This window comes from Saccharicrinis carchari (assembly GCF_900182605.1).
GTDB lineage: Bacteria > Bacteroidota > Bacteroidia > Bacteroidales > Marinilabiliaceae > Saccharicrinis > Saccharicrinis carchari.
Window position 1 is genome coordinate 940,479 of the sequence record NZ_FXTB01000001.1, and the last position, 22,820, is coordinate 963,298.

Sequence of the window (22,820 nt, forward strand, 5' to 3'; positions counted from 1 at the left end):
TGTACTCCGCGCCTTTTTGATTCAGTTTTTTTTATTCCTCTGCTTTTTTTATCCCAAAGGTAGGATCTATTTTTAGGAATTTGATAACCACAAAACTAGGTATGGTACATATCATCACCCAGATAAAGAAATTTTGATAACCGATAATTTCTTGCAGCCAGCCCGATACCATTCCGGGAATCATCATACCCAAGGCCATAAAACCGGTACAGATGGCGTAATGTGCTGTTTTGCTTTTTCCCTGCGAAAAATAAATCAAGTAGAGCATAAAAGCCGTAAAGCCAAAGCCATAACCAAACTGCTCCACCGCCACGCTGGATGCTATCAACCACATACTCTCGGGCATATAAAAGGATAGATATACATAAGTAAGATTAGGAAGGTTAATAGCCAATGTCATCCAGAAAATCCAATATTTAAGTCCCTGACGCGAGGCTACCCAACCACCCAGGATACCGCCGAGCGTTAAAAAGAGGATGCCTATGGTACCATAAATCAGTCCCACATCGCCCGTGGTTAAACCCAGGCCACCAATTTCTTTGGCATCTAACAAAAAGGGAGATGCTAATTTTACGAGCTGGCTCTCGCCCAGGCGGAAAACCAGTATAAAAAGCATGGCCATACCAATATTATCTTTTTTAAAGAACGACACAAAGGTTTGTCCAAACTCTTTAAACATGCTGCTTCCTTGCGATACAGGCCTATCGCCCGCCGGCTTTGGCAAAATAAAACGATGGTAAATTAAAAAAGTAACAAACAAACCGGCCAGCACAAAAAAAGTGACCGACCACGCCAGTGGAATATTTCCCGACAAGCCTCTGAAGCTTGTGGACACCACTCCTTGCTGTTTAGGATCGACCTGAATGAGCACCTGGGCATTTTTATTCCAATTATCCGCTGTAAAAGTCAGGCGCTGCCCTTCTATCAGCGATAAATCTTTGGCTCCTTTGTTACGATCCATGTTAAGCACCACCGTTTCTCCCTCCCCGGGCGAGGTGGAAAGGCGAATTCCGATTACGGCAATATTACCTTGTGCATCGGCCTGATTCACTACCTTATCGGCCTTACCAAATTTCTCTTTCAAGGTCTTCTTTAAGGGATCGGCCACCTGTCGTGCCCACCACGAATCGTCCTTGGCCAGTGTGGCCTCCTGCTGAACAAAACCATTGTTGAGATTATGCGCTTTTGCCCATGCTTTTATTTCATCGGCCCTGGTCTTATTTATATTATTCGTTCCTAAGGCAACTTGGTCGGTATCTATCACAAAACTCATTTCTCCGTTTTGCGCCGAACCATAGTCGATATCCGTAGGTACAAGCCATTCTGTTTTATGGCTTTGCGTTGTAACCGTAAAATCCACCGGTTCTAAACCTGACGAAGACTCGATAAAACCAGCCAGAATAATGAGCAAGCCTTGTCCGGTTATCATCGAAATACGATAGAACGTACTGCGAATACCAATAAAATAGGCTTGTTTATGTTCGTTGAGCCCTAACATGTAAAACCCGTCGGCAGCAATATCGTGTGTAGCAGAACTAAAGGCCAGCAACCAAAGAAAGGCCAAGGTAAATTTAAAAAAGTTGGGTACGGGGATAGTTAATGCCACACCAGCCAAGCCGGCACCTATGAGTAATTGCATAATAATGATCCACCACCGCTTTGTTTTAAGCAAATCGACCACCGGACTCCATAAAGGTTTTATAACCCAAGGCAGATATAACCAACTGGTGTAAAGAGCTATATCCGTATTAGATACACCCAAACGTTTGTACATGATTACCGAAACAGTCATCACTACCACGTAGGGTATGCCTTGGGCAAAATAAAGGGTGGGCACCCAAGCCCAGGGCGATGTAGATTTTAGTTTGTTCATATTTTTTATAGCTAACAGCTTTTTATTGTTTTTAACTTTTATCTAACTGCCAACAGTTAGGATATTGGAAATGCCGTTTTTTGCGGCTAAAGTACTGATTACTGAATAACCCCCATCCCCGCGCCTTTGGCACGGTACTTCCCCCTCCCCCCGAAAATGGGAGAGGGAAGAGCCGTCTCTGTGTAATAAGGATTTACCGATTACTGTTCACTGAGAACTGATCGCTAATACCTTTTTTTCAACTCCGCGCCTCTAAAATAGTGCATTAAAATGGCATTATAAGCAAACCCTTTGGCTCCCATTACAGCCGCTCCTATTTGGCACAGCCCAACGCCATGCCCCCACCCGGCTCCTTTAAGCACAAACTTTATCCGGCCCTTAAGCTCCTCTTTTTGCACAATAAAAGCAGCGCTGTACAAATGCGATTTGGACAATGCTTTTCTTATTTCCAGCTCCTTACCAATGGTTAAAGTTTTTTTATGGCCCACAATCTGTAGTTTAATTAAACGTCCTGAGTCGCCTCTTTCCACAGGTATTAAATCTTGTATCAAACCAAAATCAATCCCTGTTCTTTCTTTTATTAGTTCGCTTATTTCACTTTGCGTATAAACCACTGTCCAACGGTAAAAGTCATTGGTTTCCTGATCGTAATCGTTAAGTACCTGACTCAGCACTTCTTTGTCGGCGGTATTACAATACGCTTCAGGTTGTCCCAGCATCCAATTTTTGGCGGCTTCTTCGTTTTTTAAGTTGAGACTGAAGCCCGCGGGATTTTTATCGTTATCGGTAAAAGTCTGCAAATAAGGATGGTTAATGGGTTCCCACACATGCTCAAAGCGTTCCACTACTCCACCGCAACATTTTGAAAAGCGCGTGTCGCAGATGGCCTTTTCAAACATAAGTACTTCGCCCCAAGTGGCTTTAACCGCCTCCACCACTGCTTTGGTTGATGAGCGGGTTATACCCTGGTAACGCTGGCAATGATCATCGGCACACACATCAAAATTGATATGATCCTCTCTATCGTACCACTTTATAAACTCGCTGTCCGATTCATGCACAGTTTGATAAGTCTGCTTTTTTTGTTGCAATGATTTGTTTTTTTGTATTTGCGCCAGTAACCAGCTTCGCGAAATAACCGCATGTGCTTTTAGTAGTTCCAAGGAGGAGGTGGCACTCATTTCGGAGGAAATAACGCTGATAAGATAATCCTCTACCGACAGCATGTTGATGGCAGTAATTTTCTTATCCTCAACAAGCAGCTTTAATCCACCTTTAAACGACTGATCCTCATCGCGCTCCCAATGAAAGTTGATACCTATGGTTACAGCATGTAAAGTAAAAAAATCACTGTCGGGATGCACAGGACTCAACGTCACGTCCGTAGGAAAAGCCAGCTCTTGCTTACCATTCGATAATTTTATATCGTGGCCTTCCATAACTGCCTTCCATTTTCCTGTTAAGATGGTGTCGCCTATTTTAAAATCGCCGCTAAGGGTAAACTGAATTTCAGGCCTAAACTGAATGCCTACGTGTATAAGTGGTATGTTATTCATTTTTTTTAGATTAGAGACTATGAGATAATAGACAAAAGACTATGGTTACTTATTACATAAAAACACATTGTTATTTTTTTGTCAACTATCCGAATATTAATATTTTATAAAAGCATGGTTTATTCAACGCATTGTAATCTGTCACTTGTAAATAAATCTAATGTCTATTATCTTGTTATCTAACAATCTATCTTACACATGCAATATGGCTTTAATAGCCGATTCAGCATCCTCCTCACTCAGGCACACCTGATTTAATATGTTGGTAATATCGTTTGCTGTAATCTTTTCAAAATCCTCCTGCCGGGGGGTAATAAATACGCCCGCCATATCCACCGATGCCGGACTTAATAATATTTGCTCCCTCCCTTGGGCAAAATAACATGCCGGGCGATGCAGAATGCGTGGAAAAATGTGTACTACCCATTCCTCGCCTTCAAAATAAGCCAATACATTCAGCATAGGCTCAATCTCTTGTATTTGTTTAGCATGCAGGTAGTTGTGCAACTTTTGAAATAAAATCGCAACCGACTCTTTATCCGAACCTTTTAAAGTAATTACTCCTCTGTTGTAGCCTTTCCAATTATACACTTTTACCTTATTCTCTTCACCTATGCGATGCGTATACTTGCCACTTTTAAAATCCGCTTCGATAGGCAAAAAATTCTTTATGCCTGCCTGAAAGTGAAAATGATCTGGAGCCGAAGCACCACACTTAGGGCCGTTGTAAAACAGGGTAAACCTGTTCAACTCCCCGGCCAACGAAAGCATCGAAATAAAATAAGGGGCTATCAGCTGGTTGGTGTGCGCATTATGCGGAATGGTAAGATGCTGCGGAAAAATGGGAAAAGGATTGATGAGAATGGTATAATCATCACCAAAAGGAACACCTTGCTGTTGCGCAGGTCTGTTCTCGGCACACAAAAAGCAGGCTCGCTCCTGAATACTCTTTGCATCTACCTTAGCAGCTGACGAACGAATACGCTCCGGGTTAAATTGAACTTTGACCCTACTGCCTCCCGGCAATTCCACATCGCGGGTGACTACCTTTTGCAAGCCCTGGTAGTTACTTTTAGCCAAAGCCCAATCCTGCAGCTGGGTATGTATAAGTTGTTTGGTCTTTGTAGAAATAGTTGTCATTACGATTCTATATTTTTTTTCAAGACTCGGCTGATTTTATGATAATTCACCAGAAACTCTACATTTTTATACTGATTGATAATTTAGGGCTAAAGCCCGAAATGAAAACGATAAAATACCCCGGGATAAATCCCGGGGCTAGTTAAGGTTGTTCTGCATAACAGATCTTTTTATAACTAGGCACGGCATTTGCTCCTCCGCTAGAGCCTCCACAGCGTAGCTATGGCGCTCGCGGAAAGATATGGCGGCACGTGGAATGCCGTGTAACATTAAGTTATGCGAATCAGTTTTAACCGAAACATAAAATTCAGAAATACTATTTTTGTAACTTCCCGAATTGTTCAATATGTTGCAAACCAGATTAAAGAATACCAATTGACACTCTTTTTACACTGGCTGTCCCTGAGCTACGTACTGCTTACGGGCTTTCAACTCGATGGTTCGGATTTTATCTTTATAAAAATTATGATTATTCATTTTAACTATATCTAAAGAGGCATCCGAATTATCGTCCCAGCGACGGCATAGGTACAGTGGATCATAAATGCGCCCTATCTGGTATTTACGGCTGATATTGAGTCCCAGCGCATAATCCTCGCCATAACTTGTGTTAGGCACTTTTACATCGCGCAGTACAGGCGTATAAAATGCTCTGGGGGCACCCAGTCCGTTTATCCTTAAAGCATTGTTCCTTCCGTTATCGGGCGTCCACTCTTTATGGTCTATTAATCCAGGGGGTATCTCTTCCAGTTTAAAATTCACCATTTGATAGCTCCCCACCACCATGGCACAATTTTGCGCATAAAAAGCATCTACAATACGCTGTATCACCGTTTCGTCAATGTACAAGTCGTCGCTATCTAACTGAATTGAAAACTTACCGCAACGCTCATCAGCCACACCTGCATTCCAGCATCCGCCTATCCCTAAATCCTTACGCTCCGGCACAATGGTAACCAGTCGTTTATCATGTGCAAAGGATTGGATTATCTCGGCTGTTTTATCGGTGGAATGGTTATCCACGATAATCAGGTTAAAATCAAAATCTGTTTTTTGTTTTAATACCGATTCAATGGCATCGCCAATGGTTTTTTCGCGGTTGCGCACCGGGATAATCACTGAGGCTTCCACGGGATAATTTCCCTTACTGAATTCTACCGGAGTAAATTTTGGTTCGAGATAGGCATCTATCGTTTTGAGGTGCGCGGTGCACACTTTTTCCATCTCTATTTGGCGATCACGATTGCGCGGATCGACATAGTCGAATATTTTTTCGCCCGATTTACGGGTATCCAATTCCACTTCGGTATAAAGTAACTCGGGCAAGTGCATCAATTCATATTGTTGCGAAACCTTTAATCGCAGCTCGTATAAAGCAGCAAAGTTATAATCCACCGCCATGGCACCTACAGCGGCCTTAACTGCCTGTGTGCTAAAAAACAACAAAGAGCCAAAATTAAAATCGTCGCGCAGGCTGCCCTCTTGATAGTCTAACAGCGGGTGGGCCGTCATTGTGCCATCTTTTTGTTCGTAATAATCGGCATACACCATGCCGGCAGCCGTATCCTCGCATGTGTTGCGCAAGCGCTCCAAGGCATATTGTCCCAGGTTAAGTTCCATGGTTTTGGTATAAAGCACCAAAAACTCACTATCCACATGGGCAATCAACTCCTTCCACGTAGCCGTAGCTTCTAATCCCGATTCGCTTACGAGCACCTCGGCACCGTCTAATACCACTTGTTCTTTGGCCACCACAATAATTTTTGCGGTATCCTTTGATTCTTTAAAACCCTTTATGGTGGGCATTATCTCTTCCATACCCGAATATGGCAGAATACATGTTATTTTTTTGCTCATTTGTTTTAGATTTTATGCGTTAATTGTCTTCCCGCAATGCAGCGGCATGTCGCGTTGCTCCATATTTAAAAAACTCTAATATCTCTTTCATCAGTTTATCCCTGTCCTCTTGCCTGAGAATAGTTTCGAAGGGAAAACCGAGCACCACAGTTTTATTATTGCCATTGTAAATTACACCGGCACTGGTTCCGTTTTGGGAATATCTGAATGCTGTAAGCGCATTTTTATCCGCTGGTTCAATGGCATCGGGTGCTTCAGCGGCATATATATGCGGATGATATTGCGTGTTAAAGGTAAAATTACTTTTAAAATAGGGCGACACCTTATCGGTAGGCTCCACCTCTCCCCTGTTAACAGCATGATTGCTACGCCATTTAAAATGCAACAGCTCGGCCGCAAATTGTTGTACTATGGTATCCTTTAAGAGCTGCATTTCTGACCCGATATAGGCTCCGCTTATAAAAACTGGGGTAGCATTTTCGGCCAACTCTTTTAAACGATCCATCAAGCCTTGGGTATAAATTTTAAAATCGTATTGATTCTTATCCATAAAACCGGGCGTTGCTTTTTCCTCTCCCAAAATAATGTCGACCGCTTTAAAGTTTTTCGCCTCATATCCTTCACTTTCAAATACCTCGTCGCTCACCGAAACATAGGAATACCCTGCTTGTAGAATGGATTGCCCATGTGTTATCACATTATCGAAGCTATTTCCCGGTATGGCCTTACCTTCCATATCGGCATAGCTGCCCCCCCAGCCGGGACTATCATCATCCAACCATGGCGATTTGCGATCGAAATCGTATTGATTTCCCGTATGGCCGTATTCATATTGATCGGCCACACCCTGATCGTTCCACCAGGCTACACCCGCAAAACCCTTTTTGTCTACAAAAGCGGGCGCACTCACCCTGTCAAAGGCATTTACAACCAAAACGGTGGGGGCATTTTCCGCAGCAATGCCCATTGACAGTATTTCGCCGGGCATGCTTTCCCCGCCCTGGTTTACAGCGGTAACTTTAAAACTGAGATGTTGACCTACTACCGGATTATTGATTTTATATGAAGTACCACTCACCAGGGTGCCATTATCAAAACCGTTGTTACCGATTCTTTTATACACCTTATACTGGGTGGGCAAAGCCGATTTTTCCAAAGGATCTTTTACCGGCTGCCAACTTAATTTATATCCGTCATTTTGTTTTAGGATAGCCATGTGATCTACCGGTAGTGGTTGCACCACAAACTCGCGCCCTTCCTGAAAAGCAAGAAACCTAAGCATCCCTTTATAAATTGCCCGGCTCACATGAAACCTGAAACGCGGGTCGAGTCCATATTGCATATCGGCCAGGTTCTGGTGCGAATAAAGTTCGAGCAACATAGTGGGCACATTGGGCCTCCAGGCTTCAGAATACTGTTTGTCCCACATGGCCCGACGTGTCCAGTCCGGGTTAAACAGCGCCCGTATATCCTCTACTATCTGCGTTTGTACCACATCGCATAAATCGCGACTGGCCAATTTGGATTGCCCGTTAGGAAAAATTCCATCCTCACGCGCAGTGCTAAAAATACCCAGCGTACCAATAATTGAATCGTCAGGCGTTACGCCTGCATCGGTATGAAAAGCAAAAGCTAAATCGATAGGGATGTTTAATCCAGGCACATTGCGATACCCGGTGGGTCCATTGGGCTTACCCATCAAATAACCTACCCATTCGCCACGCGATTGATAATCATCGTTATAATCGTTTTTATCATCATTCAGATTAAAAATAAGCGTATCGGGCATACCTGCATATTGTAGCCAATACCTTGCTGCCTCCATATAGCGAGGACGTTGGGATGTTTTCCATCTAAAATTATCGGGGTTTACCTTTTCTCCTTTCGGTTTGTTGGTTTGCCCTGATTTTAGCGACCATTGGTTAGGCGCCACCTCAATACCCGGACGGCGTGCCACATTACCCATACCACCACCAAAACGGATGGCATCGATAGAAACCGTACCCTCTTTACAGCTTAGCTCTACCGAACCGGAATCAGGATGCAGGCCTTTGTTAAAATCAAAACTCCCCAGATAAATCCAGGTTCCACCTCCCATACTTTGATTTACAAAAAAAGAAGTACTGCCACCTGTATGATTAATTTTATATTCGGCCTGTTTTGTATTAGAGGATGATTGCTGATACGAGACATAAACTTCGTACATTCCCTTCGCCGGTATATAAGGTAAATAATGAGCTACCTTTCCGTTTGCACCTGACACATTTAAGGCACTGCCCAATTTAAAGGGATTATCGCCGGGAAACAAAGTGTCTCTGGCGGCAAAACCTACTACGGATGATGTGCTTAAACCAGGCTCCAATTCAAAGCGGGAGCCCTGTGTACTTACATCATTATCAACAATAACCTCTTGTTGCTGAAAACTACGCTCACGCGGCAAAAAGGTGGTAGCCCCGGCATTCTCGAGCATAGGTACCAGGTAAGGCAACACATACATCATGGGCGATACATCCTCTACAGAACCATAAAGCCGGGCCCTTTGCCATTCCCACCTGTCGAGCTTCGATTCGTAATACCAACCATGACTATGCCATAAAGCGATATAATTATCAGACAGTCCTTTTGTATAGTTCAATTGACCTTGCCTGCGAAGTAGCTTTTTCCGATCAGCACTTGCAGACAAACGCTGTTGGTGCACCCTATCTTTAGCTCTGTACCTGTTAGGAATCAGATTATTCACTTCGCTGCCGTTTGAATAAACCTGCAGTTGGTATGATTTTAACCTGCCCCTAAATTCACTTTTCAGGCTTTCTTTAAATTTCTTTTCTATCGCGGGACGCCAAGGCCAATAGGTCAGGTTTTTATTATAGTACAAGTTAATTAGCCTATCCGCAGGCATCACTGCAAGCGAGTCTAACGCAATGTTTCCCATATGCGCCACCCCATTTACCGGATTGGTCCATCCTTGTAAATTCCTAGTGGCTTTTCGTTCCAGCCTTTTTTGTTGCGCCTGCAAGCCGGATGCAAAAATAAAAAAACTGATTACTAACGATATGACTATAGGTCGGGTAGCATTTATCATCATTGTTAAAAATTGTTCATTTTGCATGATGTGCCAAAATTATAAATATTTTTTTACCATTCAAATTTTTGTCATACATCTTACGTCTTATTTTGTTTTGTAAAAATTTTATTTCTACTTTTGTATTAAGCTAAACAATATAGCAAATATTGTTTTGGGTATGGATAATACCAGAATAATACAGCAGACTCAAACTTATAATACATATCACACTTTACAAGCTATGATACTAATTGCGGACAGTGGTTCTACTAAAACAGAATGGAGAGTTAGCGGAGACCATGTAGGCTCTGAAAACACCTGTATCACCAAAGGAATCAATCCTTTTCATCAGACTACGGAAGAAATATTAATGAGTCTTAAAGAAAGTTTCTCCTTAGCTGTGGATGAGATAAACGAAATTTACTTTTACGGTGCCGGCTGTGCCAACCAAGAAAAAAACAACATTGTAAGGAGTGCGCTTTTTAGTTTTTTTGGTACGGATAAAATTTATGTTGACAGTGACCTGGCTGGTGCTGCCCGATCGCTTTGTGGCAACAGCGCGGGCATTGCTTGCATTTTGGGCACAGGCTCTAACTCCTGCCTTTACGACGGTAAAAACGTGATCGACAACGTTTCACCACTGGGCTATATCCTTGGTGATGAAGGCAGTGGCGCGTATTTAGGAAAGCAACTAATAGGCGACATCCTTAAAAAGCAACTCCCGGACAACCTTATCGATTTATTTTGGCAAGAGCACCAAACCAACCGAGCCGAAATACTGGAACATGTGTATAAAAAGCCAATGGCCAACAGGTATTTGGCACAGTACACCAAATTTTTATCTAAACATATCCATCAAGCTGCACTGGATCGTTTGGTTACGCAATCGTTCAGTAGTTTTGTACAGCGCAACCTGTTGCAATATAACAATGTTCTGCATTTGGAGGTTAATTTTACCGGGAGTGTGGCCTATTATTTTAGGCCCCAATTAAAAAAAGCATTAAATCAGCACAACTTAACACTGGGCATTGTTACTCAGGCTCCAATGAGCGGATTAGAAAAATACCACCGATTAACAAAACTGCATCATGACCGACACAATTAATAAAAACAAAAAAGTTAGTGTTACCGAATCACCCTCCAGATTCGATAACTTAGAGGATATGAGCGTTGAGGAATTACTCACGAGCATCAATAAGGAAGATGCCAACGTGCACATTGCCGTACAGCGCGCCCTGCCTCAAATAAAGGAGCTGGTTGAGCGTATTGTAAGCAGAATGGAAAAAGGAGGAAGGGTTTTTTACCTGGGTGCCGGCACAAGTGGCAGACTGGGTGTTTTGGACGCGTCGGAATTACCACCCACATTCGGTGTACCCGACAGCATGGTAATCGGACTGATCGCTGGTGGCGATGTGGCACTGCGTAAAGCCGTTGAAGCTGCCGAAGACGACCCCAACAAAGCCTGGTCGGAACTGATGGCTTACGATATCAATCAAATGGACACCATTATAGGCATTGCTGCATCGGGGACTACCCCGTACGTAATAGGCGGCATCAAGCATGGTCGCAAAAACGGCTTACTGACCGGCTGCATCACCTGCAACCCTAATAGTGAAGTAGCATCGGTTACGGAATTTCCGATTGAAGCCATCGTTGGGCCCGAATTTGTTACAGGCAGTACGCGATTAAAAGCAGGAACGGCTCAAAAAATGATTCTCAACATGATTACCACTACCATCATGATTAAACTGGGCCGGGTAAAAGGAAACAAAATGGTAAACATGCAGCTTACCAACAAAAAGCTGGTGGCCAGAGGTGCACGTATGATTATGGAAGAAACCAAACTTACGTATGCGGAAGCAAAGCGCCTGCTATTGCTACATGGATCCGTTAAAAAAGCCATTGACGCATACAGAAAATAAAAGCTGAAAGTGTTACGAATTTTTGATAGGTGCAGTTAAATTTGAACCCAAAAAAAACACCAGCTCCCGCAATGTTAAAGAGGGCAGTTAGTCCGTACTTGTTTTCGGTATGCTGCCCTAATAGTATTAGTAAACCCCTTTAAAATACTTATCGTAAACCGCCATATTGCGCTCCAACAGTTCAACGGCATATTTATAGGAGTTTTCTTCGTCCTTTTTTACGATGGCATTAAAAATTTCTTTTTGTAAGCGCAAGGTATATTCCTTTTCGCCTTCAATATTTGCATAAATCATATTGCGCATACGCGGCAGCAGCGAATAAATGGGTTCCATAGAAAGAATGACTATAGGATTGCCTGTAGCCTTGGATATATTCATATGAAACCTGTTAATCAAATCCACTTCTAATTGTGTATTGTCCGGATCGCAAGCTATTAACTCCTTTAAACACTCTTGTAACAACAACAGGTCATCCTCCGTTCTGTTTCGTGCGGCCAGCTTACTTATTTCAGGTTCAAATAGTCTGCGTACTTCTATAATTTGTCGAATTAAACTCGAATCAAACCTCAAATCATAATACAAATTTAAGGATTCGATGGCATCTTCGATCTTAATTTCGGAAACATACATCCCGCTGCCTTTTTTTATCTCTACCAAACCGCGGGCACTCAATCTTCGTAAAGCTTCGCGCAAGGCTGTACGGCTGACAGCAAAGCTTGCACACAACTCTTTCTCAGATGGCAGCTTGGTTCCGGATACCAACTTTCTGGAACGAATCGCCTCCTCAATCTTCCTCTCTATTTTTTGACTTAGCGTTTGACTTGTTCCAATTTTTTGAAAAATATTGTCCATTTACATAGGGTTTCTTAACATATCATACAAATGTATCATCTTTTATTTAAAAAAAGTCATTTCAATTGAAATAATGAAGTGCAGCAGGCTAATAATAGTATCCTGAATTTTTTTAAACTAATTGTATCCATTTTTTGTACCTTGGATTGATTATTTCAACTAAATTGATTAAGGATATGGCATCAGAAAATGACGCACCCCACAAAATAAAGCCCATTTACGATGAAGATGGACGACTCAATAAACCCTATTATTTTAATGAACTGGACAGGCTGCAGTTAGAACTGGTGCGGATGCAAGCCTGGATTAAGCATAAGGGACTAAAGGTTGTAGTGATTTTTGAGGGTAGAGATGCGGCCGGTAAAGGCGGTGTTATAAAAAGAATAAAGCAACGACTCAACCCGCGCAATACCAAGATAGTGGCCTTGCCCATTCCCACTGAACGCGAGAGAACACAATGGTATTTTCAGCGTTATGTGGCACATCTACCGGCAGCCGGCGAAATGGCCTTATTCGACCGCAGCTGGTACAACCGGGCAGGGGTAGAAAAAGTAATGGGTTTTTGTACCCAGCAGGAATATGAGGAGTTTTTACGCTCCTGCCCCGATTTTGAACGTATGCTAATCCGATCCGGCATTATATTGGTTAAATATTGGTTTTCGGTTAGCGATGATGAACAGGAAAAACGATTTAAAGAAAGAATTAACACGCCCTTAAAAAGATGGAAAATAAGTGAAATGGACTTGGCGGCACGAACGCATTGGGTAGATTATTCCATTGCCAAGGATAGGATGTTTAAATATACCGACCAGAAACTTTCGCCATGGTATGTAGTGGAAGGCGACGACAAGCGCAAAGCCCGCTTAAACTGCATTTCGCACCTCTTATCCATGATACCTTATGAAAGAATTCCGTACAAAAAGCTGGAACTCCCCGAAATACAAAGCAAAGTAGGTTACATGCGTCCTCCCATGGAGGAACAGACCCACGTACCTGCAGTTTATTAAAACATCTTGATTACAGTTGAAAAATATATTGAATGGCCAGATTTATTAAAAGCAATAAGGAATTCATCGGTATATCCCCCGACAGCATCCGCTTTAGAGGGGAAAAAAAAACCGACTCTACACTTATTAAGCTCACCCGGTACAACGAAAATTCACTAAGCGAAAATACCATAGGCGAAATCGAAGACTTGACTGATTTATACAAGCCCGGATTCACCTCCTGGTTAAACATCGATGGCCTGCACGATATGGATTTGATGCGACAATTACCAGTAAATCTAGATATTGAACCCGTAATTATTTCGGAAGTACTGAATACACATGCCCGCCCCAAAGTTATTGAATACGACAATTGCCTGTATATTGGTTTAAAAATGCTGCATTACCTGGGCGATGGCATAACCATTAAAACGGAGAATATTGTATTTGTGGTTAAAGAAGGCGTGCTGATTACATTCCAGGAAAGAACGGGTGATGTTTTTGATCCGGTGCGTGAGCGATTAAAAAACGCTAAAAAAAGGATCAGACGTTTAGGTGCGGATTATTTGGCATTTACCCTTATCGATATTATCATCGACAATTACACTTACCTTATCAGCCGAATTGGGCAGGATATTGAAACATTGGATGAAAAATTACTGCGCAGTGCCAATGACGATATCCTGCATCAGATTAACAAATTTAAAAGTGAACTGATTTATCTCCACAAATCGATATTGCCCGGTAAGGAGATGATTTACCACTTGATAAAGATGGATTCTGAATACATTAACGAAGACAGCCTGGTACATTACCGCGAGTTGCAGAGCAATATAAACCATGCCGTTGATTCACTGAACAACTACAAAGAAATTTTAAGCAGCCAATTGAATATTTACCATACCCAGGTATCCTCGCGCTTGAACGATGTGATGAAATTTTTGACCGTGTTCTCCGTCATCTTTATACCGCTAACATTTATTGCGGGCATTTATGGTACCAACTTCGTGCATATACCCGAATTGCATTACAAATTGGGATACCCCGTTATGCTGGTGGCCATGGCCATAATAGCAGTTGGCATGTTGGTTTATTTTAAGAGGAAGAGGTGGATTTGATTGGGTGTTGTATTATAGGCAGCATGCCATCGATAATGCATTCAACACACATGGGAATCAATGTAAGAGGGTCGGTACCGTAATGGTATCGACCCTTAAATAGTTACAGCACACAAACCAGGAAAATGGCCTTTATTCATATTTTTAGTAATTTATGAATAGTCCAGGTTAAGGTGCAAGCTATCGCGAATAGCTTTTAAATGATGCACCAAAATTTCAGTTTACACTCCCCGGTTTAGTTACCCTCCATAAATTTTACCGACCAAAGATCTTTCTTTTGTTCTTCGGTAGCTAATTCAATCGATTTTTTAGCTTGAACCTTAGCCTCTTTAATCCTACCTGCCTTATTTAAAACACAGGCATACGTATCAATATTGGCAAAATTAGTATTGAGCTCTATTGAACGTTTCGCCATTATTATCGCTTTATCCATCAAGTCTTTACTAATTTCCTCTTCAGCTTGCGCAATCCACCAGGCATATTTATTTAAGCCCTCCATATTGTCAAAGTCATATTTAATAGCGTAATTAGCCAGTGCCTCAAAGAATTTTACACGCTCCGGACTTCTATAAAGTGCATTGACTTCTGCGGTAGCTATAACTTTTACTCCCACTTCTTTATCAAGCGAAATCAATTCTGCCTCCTTGGCGGCAATTGCGGCTTTGTCTTCTTCACGAGTTACCTTCATTAACTCCTCCATCATAATTTGCTCAATAAACTGATCAATTTGAGCCTTTTCGGATAGGGCATAAAACTTGGCCTTATTCTTTAATACGAAGCGAAATTTTGAATCAGCAGTAGATTTTACTGTAGATGTAATTATTTTTAAATCTGTGGCATTAATCAATTCCTCGGGCTTTTTAAGAGCATAATAAGCTTCAGTTGCAGCCTTGGTATCGAATTCTCCTTGCGATGAAATTAAAATGAAGTTTTGTAAAAATGCCGCACTACGTTCGCCGGCTTCAAATTTCTTATTTAAAGCCCCCCAGCTATTTTCAGGGTCTGCAGCTGTTTTAGCTGTAAGTAATAGTGCCTCTGCATCGCTCGCTCCAAGTGATTTGTGCTGAATATTGCCATCAGAGTCTAACCACAATAAAGTAGGAAATGCGCTAACATTGTACTTACCCATTAAAGGTTTTCCTGCTTCTGACTCCATGTCCATTTTCACATTCACAAAATTCTTATTAAAGAAATCTCCCACTTCCTTTTGTGTGAAGACATTTTTAGCCAAATATTTACAAGGCCCGCACCAAGTGGTGTAACAATCCATAAAAACGATTTTATTTTCTTTTTTAGCCTTTGCTAAAGCCTCCTGAAGGGTGCCATGCCCAAATTCAATTCCTTGTGCGAATACAGCAGTATAGGCCATTATGGCAACTAGCGATAGAATAATTTTTCTCATCAATTTTAGATTTAAGTCACAAATGCTTGCAACAGATTATATATATAGATGCCCAAGAGTTTTCTTAGGTGTAATAAGTAACATATACTTAGTGGCTATAAGAAAACGCCAAATACTGCGTTATTCTCATCTTGAAAACAGTCATTTACAACAGTAAACTCCTTGATTTTCAATACTCGAATGCCTTGTCTTTGGCGTTTTCTTATCGAGCCACACAAAAATATTCGAGTTTTCTTATATGCACTACTTAGGGTCTGCTGAAAAACTCCAGAGGAGTTTGCTGTGCATAACCCCCAGATTTATCTGGGGGTTATAGTGTCGTAATGAATGAACTCCAACGGAGTTTCCCATATAAAACACCCCATAAAAATAGCTTTCGGGCTACTCCTACGGAGTAAAATCTCAAGTGCATATTTCATCGCCCAGATAAATCTGGGGGGTATGTAAAGGTAATCCCTACGGGATAAAGATTTTTACTCTGCATGGAAAATCTCATTTCATAAGCTAAATCCTTTTACTTTAGATTCATTTTAGATTCACAATCTACTTATTATATGATATATGGTTGTTTTTTAGGAAGCCCTACTTAAATACCTTCCAAACTATTTAAAAACTGGATGGTTTGCTCCGATGACGGTAATGTCATCTCCTTTTTTATGATGTGTCCCTTTTTATCCAGCAAAATAAATCGGGGAATACTATTTACGCGGTAATTCTTCTGAAATTGACTTTTATTTCCTAAATACAGCTGATATCCAGCCATTTCCTTATTCTGATTAATCATGTTGAGCCACTTATCTTTATCAGTATCAACAGACAGGCTAAGAAAATTAATATTTTTATCGCTAAACTGTTTACTCAAATTGTGTAGTGCCGGTATTTCCTTCCTACAAGGACCACACCAGGTAGCCCAAATATCGATGTACACGTATTTACCCAGAAAATCCTTTAGTGAATACAATTTCCCATCCTTATCTGTAGCATTAAAATCTGGCGAAGGTTTTCCGAAAGATAAAGTGTCGTACTTGTCATATACCTCACTATATATTTTCCTCAATTCAGGAATTTGAACGTAAGTATCATAATAACGTTGCAACTCCGAAATATTATCAATTCCATACCTGTGTATATATTCCACGGCCAAATAATTTAACATACTCTGCTTAACGATATCGTTTTTAAAATTTTCAATAAAAAACTTCATCTTTAAGAGCGTCTTATCATAAAAATTAGTGCTTGGCTCGCTGTTTCGATAGGAAATATAAGCGCCTTCTTTTAAAAATTCACGATAAGGCATAACACCAATTATATCCTCATCTTCAACCATCATCTTCTGAATAGAATTATAATATTCATCATCAGGCGTATAACTATTTCCTTTTGTGTGAAAGGAGTGACCTACCGGATACATTAACAGTGACTGCGCATAGGCATATTTAATTTTATTAGACTCCATTTTATAAAAGACAGGAAAAGTTTCCTGAAACTTCCTTGCACTAAACAAGTCCTGAGATTCCTTATCTAATTCCCAAAGTCTTTTTTCAAAATCTGAAAAAGACAATTGGTAATCCGATGGTTTAATTCGTGTTATTGAAAAACTATTTAAATAATCAACAATACGTTCTTTTGCACCAATAAATTTGAATGATTTTATAAAATCAAATCCATCAAAGGATATTTCAATTCTATCTTTTTTCTCAATAAATATCTGTCTTGACTCTTCACCATAATGAAGACTTGCATAACTGTGATCAATATCACTCAAAACACACTCTCCCTCCCCGTTATCGTCTATTTGAATTTCGCGGATACTTAAATCACAATACAGCGTAAGCGTTTCAAATGTTTTATTCTCGACCTTAAATTTGATAACAACATCATCCTCTTCGTATTTACTACAAGACGATAGCATTACAGCAACTAGAAGGGACGCACACGATATAATATTTTTTATCTTCATATTTTTTAATTATTATAAATCCTGTTCAATTCCATATCTAACCAACCGCCTCTTAAATCAACATGGGTTATAATTCCCTTTTTATCGACTAAAAAAGTAGAAGGCACATAAGTTACACCATACGTTTCAACAATTGAGTTATCTCCTTTTCTATTCCTTAACTGCACCCAACTCATATCTTCTTCGCGTACTGCTTTTTGCCATGATTTAATATTTTTGTCAATAGAAACACTTACAATATTAAAACCACGGGGGTGATATTTTTCATAAGCCCGCTTAACAGAAGGAATATCCCCCCTACAAGGACCACACCAGGATGCCCAAAACTCAATTAGCGTATGTGTGCCATCTTTAATATAATCCTTTAAATTACATTGATTTAACGCTATGTCATCAACAATAGCGTCTCGAAATAATTCTCCCACATACACTTTCCTGGCCTCAAGCAGTGATTTTGTAAAAACGCCGGCTTCCGAATTTCTTAACTTTACGGATAGTGTATTAAACAGTTCTAAAGTTTCCTTACGCGAAACATTACCTGCTCGTGTAATCATATCTTGAACTATTTTTAAGGAAACCGGAGATTCGGGATGATTATTAATAAATTGTACCCGATGATCGTGCTTTTTTTTCCGGAACAAGGCGACTTCTTTTGCATATTTATATGCCAGGTCCAGATCATTTTCTTTATAATAGGCATCTGAATATTTCTGAAACACTTCCTTATCATAGAGTTGCTCATTTTCCTTGATATATTCAGCGTATTGGTCGCTAATTGAAGAACCGATAACAGAGAAGCTTGGTCGCTTATCAAACTTATCGCACCTTACATTAACTTCTGTACTGTCTACAAAAAAAGAAGAGCTTACAATAAAGTTTCGATTATTTTTATCATTTGGATTTAAGTATAACCTTAACTCACAAAACCTTGGGGTTTCGAAATTTCCTTTTATTTCAAATTTACCTTTTGAAATGACCGTGCTATCGATTAACCTTGAGGGTTCTACATCTTTTAAATAGAGATATACCTTTTTTCCATCCCAGGACTCTCTTACATCTCCGCTTATCGTGTATCCATCGTGGGCTTGCTTGCACCCCACAATAGCACACATAGTAATAATAATTATTAATAAAATACTGTTTTTCATATATAGACTACTTTGTATTATTCAACTAACTCAACATATATAACATCCACGATATTACCGAAATCCGAATGTTTTTCCTTCGGTTCAGTCGCACTAAAATCACCATCTGAGGCCATACCATCATAAATACTTAGTGTTCCTTCCGTAGTTCCAACTATCAGATCATAGGATCTGGTTAAATTGCTTGCTTGATAATATTGATGAAACTTTAAACTGGAGATTACTTCGCCTGCCGTGTCAAACTGGAACACTGAACTCAATGCGGAATTTGACAGATCCACTCTATACACCTTGTCTCCAACAGCGTAATACATGTAATTTTTGAGAGAACTAAAGGCAAAATGTGAGGCCGAACCAATATCCGTACAAGCTGAAAGATCGCCATAAAAGGCTTTGTTGCACGAATATATGCAATGTGAAGCCGCTTCTCCTGCATACATATCGCCCATTTGGAAACCATACAAATAGTAATTTGCACCTGATGTAAGAATAGCATAGGTCATTCCATCATAACTACCGGCAGGGTCATATTTCGTATTTTCAATATATTTAAAATCATATCCCATCGGTAATTCAAAAGCATCTCCTGTCACCAATCCAAACATTTCATAGTTTTCCAAACCTAAATCCATCCCACTTGAAGTGAGCATGGGAGCAATATATTGATTATAAGAAATGAATTTCTTTTGATCATCATCATACAGCAGAAACAAGGGAGCCAGAATATATTCAGCACCAATATTAGCGCCTATTCCATCGGCAATATTATAGTCTTTATTTATAGTTTGACCAAACAAACCATCTCCGGTAATAAAATCACAGAAATAAGCTTTCGAATCAGAAATAAACATTTTACTTGTTCCCCCGTAAACAATGCCCGTAGGTAATACCTTTTTACCATTTCCCATCTCATAACTCATATCATATTCAGGTTTCCACTCAATATCATTCCTTCCGAGCTTCGTTGCTGCATTATCGGCAAACAAATAAAAAGGGCTATTATGGTCTGTTAACATGTTAGGTAAAACTTGTAATTTGCGCGGACCAGTAATCACACCCAAGTCATACGGACTCAATATATCAAAATACGTCTGGTCCGTTACTTTAGAGTGTATATCGAGTCGTGCATTTCCATTATCATCACATAACACTAACCAACCTTCGGAGGTAATCGATTTAACACGCAATTCAACTACTTTTCGCGAAAACACCTCAGCTTCCTTTTCCCTAACCGTATAGACGAGGGAATACAAAGCCGGGGGGAGCTTCACTGAATAATTCAAATTCTTCTCTTCCCCTATTATAGTTGTTTGCATGTCTCCATCTCTGCGTATCGCCTTCCACTCAAACAGATAGTTAGACTCATTTATATCGCCTAACTCCGGCTCAATCACTAAATCACTAAACGACAAAGCCGTTATTTCTGATTCTATATTATTAAACTCAATTTCTTTGAGATCGATATAATCGTAATTGCCCAGATCCTCAGTACAGGAGGCAAGCAGCAGCAAGAGGAAAAATATAGATCCAAACTTATTATATTTTGCTTTTTTCATGCGTTTATATTTTTTCAATGGTTGCATGGAACTGGCCAGTTATAATCATTCTCGTGTGCTTCAGCTACACGCATCTGTGAGAAGCATTCTCATGGCTCGTTTCCTAACTATTTTAATAATTAAAACTCTAAGGGATTTCCATCTTTATCTAAAATCTCTTCATCAAAGGGCATTCCGTACCACATTTTCATCGATTCATCCATCACATACTTATTCATTTCACTACGGATATAGCTGAATTTTGCCCAGGTAACCTTTTTCGGGTCATTAAAATCAGATCGCGGAATATCCAATACTCTGGAAATTAAAAAGAGTTTTTCGGGCAGGAAAACACCACAAATTTCCTCATCATTCCAGGCTGCGGGTGGACTTGTGAACAACTCGGAAAACTCAATTTTATAGTGAACCCTACTTACTTTTTTATTTATTACCATCTCTTCTAAAAAAGGAAGTGTAAAGTGCTCATTCGCAATAATTTCGAATTGGATTGTTTTCGATGCTTCTTTTAACGGAGGGGTTCTTAACAGTTTTACCGTATAGTTCAATTTGGAACTATTGGCGGGTATAACACACGATTGGGGAAGTATATAATCAATTCCTTCTTCTGCATTTTCAGAACTTACACGCAAATTCACTACCCTATCAACATCGGATTGAGGGCCTAAGGTTTGCATCTGAACATCCACCTCAATAACATCCTCTTCAATATATACAAAGGTGTAATTGGAACTATCGGCAAGCTGTCTGTCTAAATAATTATCGAAATAGATACCTTCGACGGAATCATAAACTTTAAGGCTATCTTCCTCGCACGAAATAATACCAATACTAAACATCAGCATTAGCACTATATTTATAAATATATTTTTATGTCTCATTGCTAATTATTTAACGATTATTTTTTTCAGTATCTGGTAATGGAACAACAAATATTTTATCACTCGGTCTGGCTCCTTCAGGATAGCCCAGATCGTCGTCGTAGGTACTTCTCAAGTAAGTATTAACCCTTTTGTAGTAGTAAAATAATTGGCCTTCGGCAAACATTTCCCTGATGTATTCATTTGTAAGCTTGCTCTTTTTTAATTTAGTAATGGCAGGAACACCACGTTTACTTCTTAAAAAATTAACATATTCCAACCCGTCGTTAAGTTCTGGTTGACACTCAGCGGCTATTAAGTACATCTCACTAAGGCGCACCATTGGAATTATGGTATTTCTGATCAAGCCGGTATTTGCAATATCCATGTACTTATAGCAATACATTTTGGCGCCATCGTTACCTAAACCAATATTGGCACTTTTCCAATTGGCCACATACCTGTAGTCATTTACATTTCCACCACCTAAATCTCCCCCAAAAATGTAGTCTTTCAGTAAGCTTTGATGCATTGTAAATACAAACCCCGGGAATTTATTAGGATCATGGTTTTCCTTAAACAACTCATTCCTTTTATTATTTGTTAAACCGAATATTATCTCGGATGAGAAAATTCGATCCGGATTTTCGGGAGAACCTAATATTAAAGTATTATCCACAAAAGAAAACAATCCATTATCAGCAGCACTCATAAGCTTATTCGCATATATTAAAGCATTTGTTTTATCTCCTGCATATAAATATACGCGTGCAAGTAAAGCTTGCACCGCATAATAATTTAAGCGTAAGGTTCTATACTCTAAAAAATTTTCACCTATAATTTTATTACTGGTAATTGCCCCCCCATTTTTTATTATTGGATCATTTTTTAATGCCTCCTGCGCATCCAGTAAATCCGCAATAACATTATCCAACACTTTATCGGCACTCAACAGTTCTCCAATCTCGAGCGTTTGGGTTTTGTAATAAGGAATGCTCTCATTTTCGGGGTTTGTACTTATTACAGGACCAAACATTCGTAACATATCAAAATGTAACATGGCTCTAAGCGCCAGGGCCTCCCCCTTTATAATATTTAAATTGTCACCAGTAAATAATTGCTCATTCCCTTTAAGCTGATCTAATAAAACATTAGCGTTAGAAATTAAAGCATACGCCCTCTCCCATACCTTATCAAATCGCCCCCGCCAGTATGTAGTGGTGTAATTATGTGCTGCCAGGTCTCTGTATTCGCCCCATGTTACAGGATCATTACCTATTTCATAAATACCACTCATCACCTCCAGCATCTCAACCGTTAATGACTTGCCATATAAATCTTCTTCATTTAAACTGATATATATTCCATTAAGTAATTTCTGAAACCCGGTCTCTTTTGAGAACAACTCTTCCTCTGATATTTTATCGTAGGGTTTTACATCAAGCCATTTATCACACCCACTACTTAGGAGCAAACAACACGTGAATAAGATAATATACCCTTTTATTTTTTTCATAGTTTTATTTTTT

General features: G+C 40.1%; 16 protein-coding genes. 4 read left to right on the forward strand and 12 right to left on the reverse strand.

Going from position 1 to position 22,820, the window contains the following annotated elements:
• Positions 1-31: 31 nt before the first annotated feature.
• From FN809_RS03315 to FN809_RS03335, 5 genes are all read right to left on the reverse strand, one after another.
• A complete protein-coding gene (locus tag FN809_RS03315; protein ID WP_142532034.1) occupies positions 32-1,873 on the reverse strand; it encodes an MFS transporter in 1,842 nt (613 codons plus the stop codon).
• A gap of 224 nt (positions 1,874-2,097) precedes the next feature.
• On the reverse strand, positions 2,098-3,429 hold the full coding sequence (locus FN809_RS03320) for a SpoIID/LytB domain-containing protein (protein WP_142532035.1): 1,332 nt from the start codon (positions 3,427-3,429) through the stop codon (positions 2,098-2,100).
• A gap of 192 nt (positions 3,430-3,621) precedes the next feature.
• Positions 3,622-4,569, reverse strand: a complete 948-nt coding sequence (locus FN809_RS03325; protein WP_142532036.1) for a DUF4922 domain-containing protein — start codon at positions 4,567-4,569, stop codon at positions 3,622-3,624.
• A 387-nt stretch (positions 4,570-4,956) separates the two neighbouring features.
• The gene (locus tag FN809_RS03330; RefSeq protein WP_142532037.1) at positions 4,957-6,426 is read right to left on the reverse strand and encodes a glycosyltransferase family 2 protein; all 1,470 of its coding nucleotides are present in this window, start codon (positions 6,424-6,426) and stop codon (positions 4,957-4,959) included.
• A 19-nt stretch (positions 6,427-6,445) separates the two neighbouring features.
• The gene (locus FN809_RS03335) at positions 6,446-9,535 is read right to left on the reverse strand and encodes a golvesin C-terminal-like domain-containing protein (protein WP_142532038.1); all 3,090 of its coding nucleotides are present in this window, start codon (positions 9,533-9,535) and stop codon (positions 6,446-6,448) included.
• A gap of 196 nt (positions 9,536-9,731) precedes the next feature.
• Between FN809_RS03335 and FN809_RS03340 the strand changes: the two genes are divergently transcribed.
• Both FN809_RS03340 and murQ read left to right on the forward strand, forming a co-directional pair.
• Positions 9,732-10,595, forward strand: a complete 864-nt coding sequence (locus tag FN809_RS03340) for a BadF/BadG/BcrA/BcrD ATPase family protein (RefSeq protein ID WP_142532039.1) — start codon at positions 9,732-9,734, stop codon at positions 10,593-10,595.
• On the forward strand, positions 10,579-11,412 hold the full coding sequence (gene murQ, locus FN809_RS03345) for an N-acetylmuramic acid 6-phosphate etherase (protein ID WP_142532040.1): 834 nt from the start codon (positions 10,579-10,581) through the stop codon (positions 11,410-11,412). Before FN809_RS03340 ends, murQ begins: the two co-directional genes overlap by 17 nt.
• 126 nt (positions 11,413-11,538) lie before the next feature.
• Here murQ and FN809_RS03350 read toward each other — a convergent pair whose 3' ends face one another.
• Positions 11,539-12,264 (reverse strand): FadR/GntR family transcriptional regulator, encoded by a 726-nt coding sequence (locus FN809_RS03350; RefSeq protein ID WP_142532041.1) that lies wholly within the window; start codon positions 12,262-12,264, stop codon positions 11,539-11,541.
• A gap of 176 nt (positions 12,265-12,440) precedes the next feature.
• On the opposite strand from FN809_RS03350, the gene ppk2 reads away from it, so the two are divergent.
• Both ppk2 and corA read left to right on the forward strand, forming a co-directional pair.
• Complete coding sequence (ppk2, locus tag FN809_RS03355; RefSeq protein ID WP_142532042.1) at positions 12,441-13,271, forward strand: polyphosphate kinase 2; 831 nt, start codon at positions 12,441-12,443, stop codon at positions 13,269-13,271.
• A 32-nt stretch (positions 13,272-13,303) separates the two neighbouring features.
• Positions 13,304-14,368, forward strand: a complete 1,065-nt coding sequence (gene corA, locus FN809_RS03360) for a magnesium/cobalt transporter CorA (RefSeq protein ID WP_142532043.1) — start codon at positions 13,304-13,306, stop codon at positions 14,366-14,368.
• Between the two features lie 235 nt (positions 14,369-14,603).
• On the opposite strand, the gene FN809_RS03365 is transcribed toward corA, so the two are convergent.
• From FN809_RS03365 to FN809_RS03390, 6 genes are all read right to left on the reverse strand, one after another.
• Positions 14,604-15,770 (reverse strand): thioredoxin family protein, encoded by a 1,167-nt coding sequence (locus tag FN809_RS03365; RefSeq protein WP_142532044.1) that lies wholly within the window; start codon positions 15,768-15,770, stop codon positions 14,604-14,606.
• A 586-nt stretch (positions 15,771-16,356) separates the two neighbouring features.
• Positions 16,357-17,730 carry a TlpA family protein disulfide reductase gene (locus FN809_RS03370; protein ID WP_142532045.1) on the reverse strand — a complete coding sequence of 458 codons (1,374 nt, stop codon included), beginning with the start codon at positions 17,728-17,730 and terminating at the stop codon, positions 16,357-16,359.
• Between the two features lie 5 nt (positions 17,731-17,735).
• Complete coding sequence (locus tag FN809_RS03375) at positions 17,736-18,878, reverse strand: TlpA disulfide reductase family protein (protein WP_142532046.1); 1,143 nt, start codon at positions 18,876-18,878, stop codon at positions 17,736-17,738.
• 17 nt (positions 18,879-18,895) lie between these two features.
• The gene (locus FN809_RS03380; RefSeq protein ID WP_185957420.1) at positions 18,896-20,434 is read right to left on the reverse strand and encodes a PKD-like family lipoprotein; all 1,539 of its coding nucleotides are present in this window, start codon (positions 20,432-20,434) and stop codon (positions 18,896-18,898) included.
• Positions 20,435-20,553: 119 nt separating this feature from the next.
• Positions 20,554-21,312, reverse strand: a complete 759-nt coding sequence (locus FN809_RS03385) for a DUF4843 domain-containing protein (RefSeq protein WP_142532048.1) — start codon at positions 21,310-21,312, stop codon at positions 20,554-20,556.
• A gap of 10 nt (positions 21,313-21,322) precedes the next feature.
• Entirely contained in the window at positions 21,323-22,807 is a 1,485-nt protein-coding gene (locus FN809_RS03390; RefSeq protein ID WP_142532049.1) for a RagB/SusD family nutrient uptake outer membrane protein, read from the reverse strand.
• Positions 22,808-22,820 lie beyond the last annotated feature (13 nt).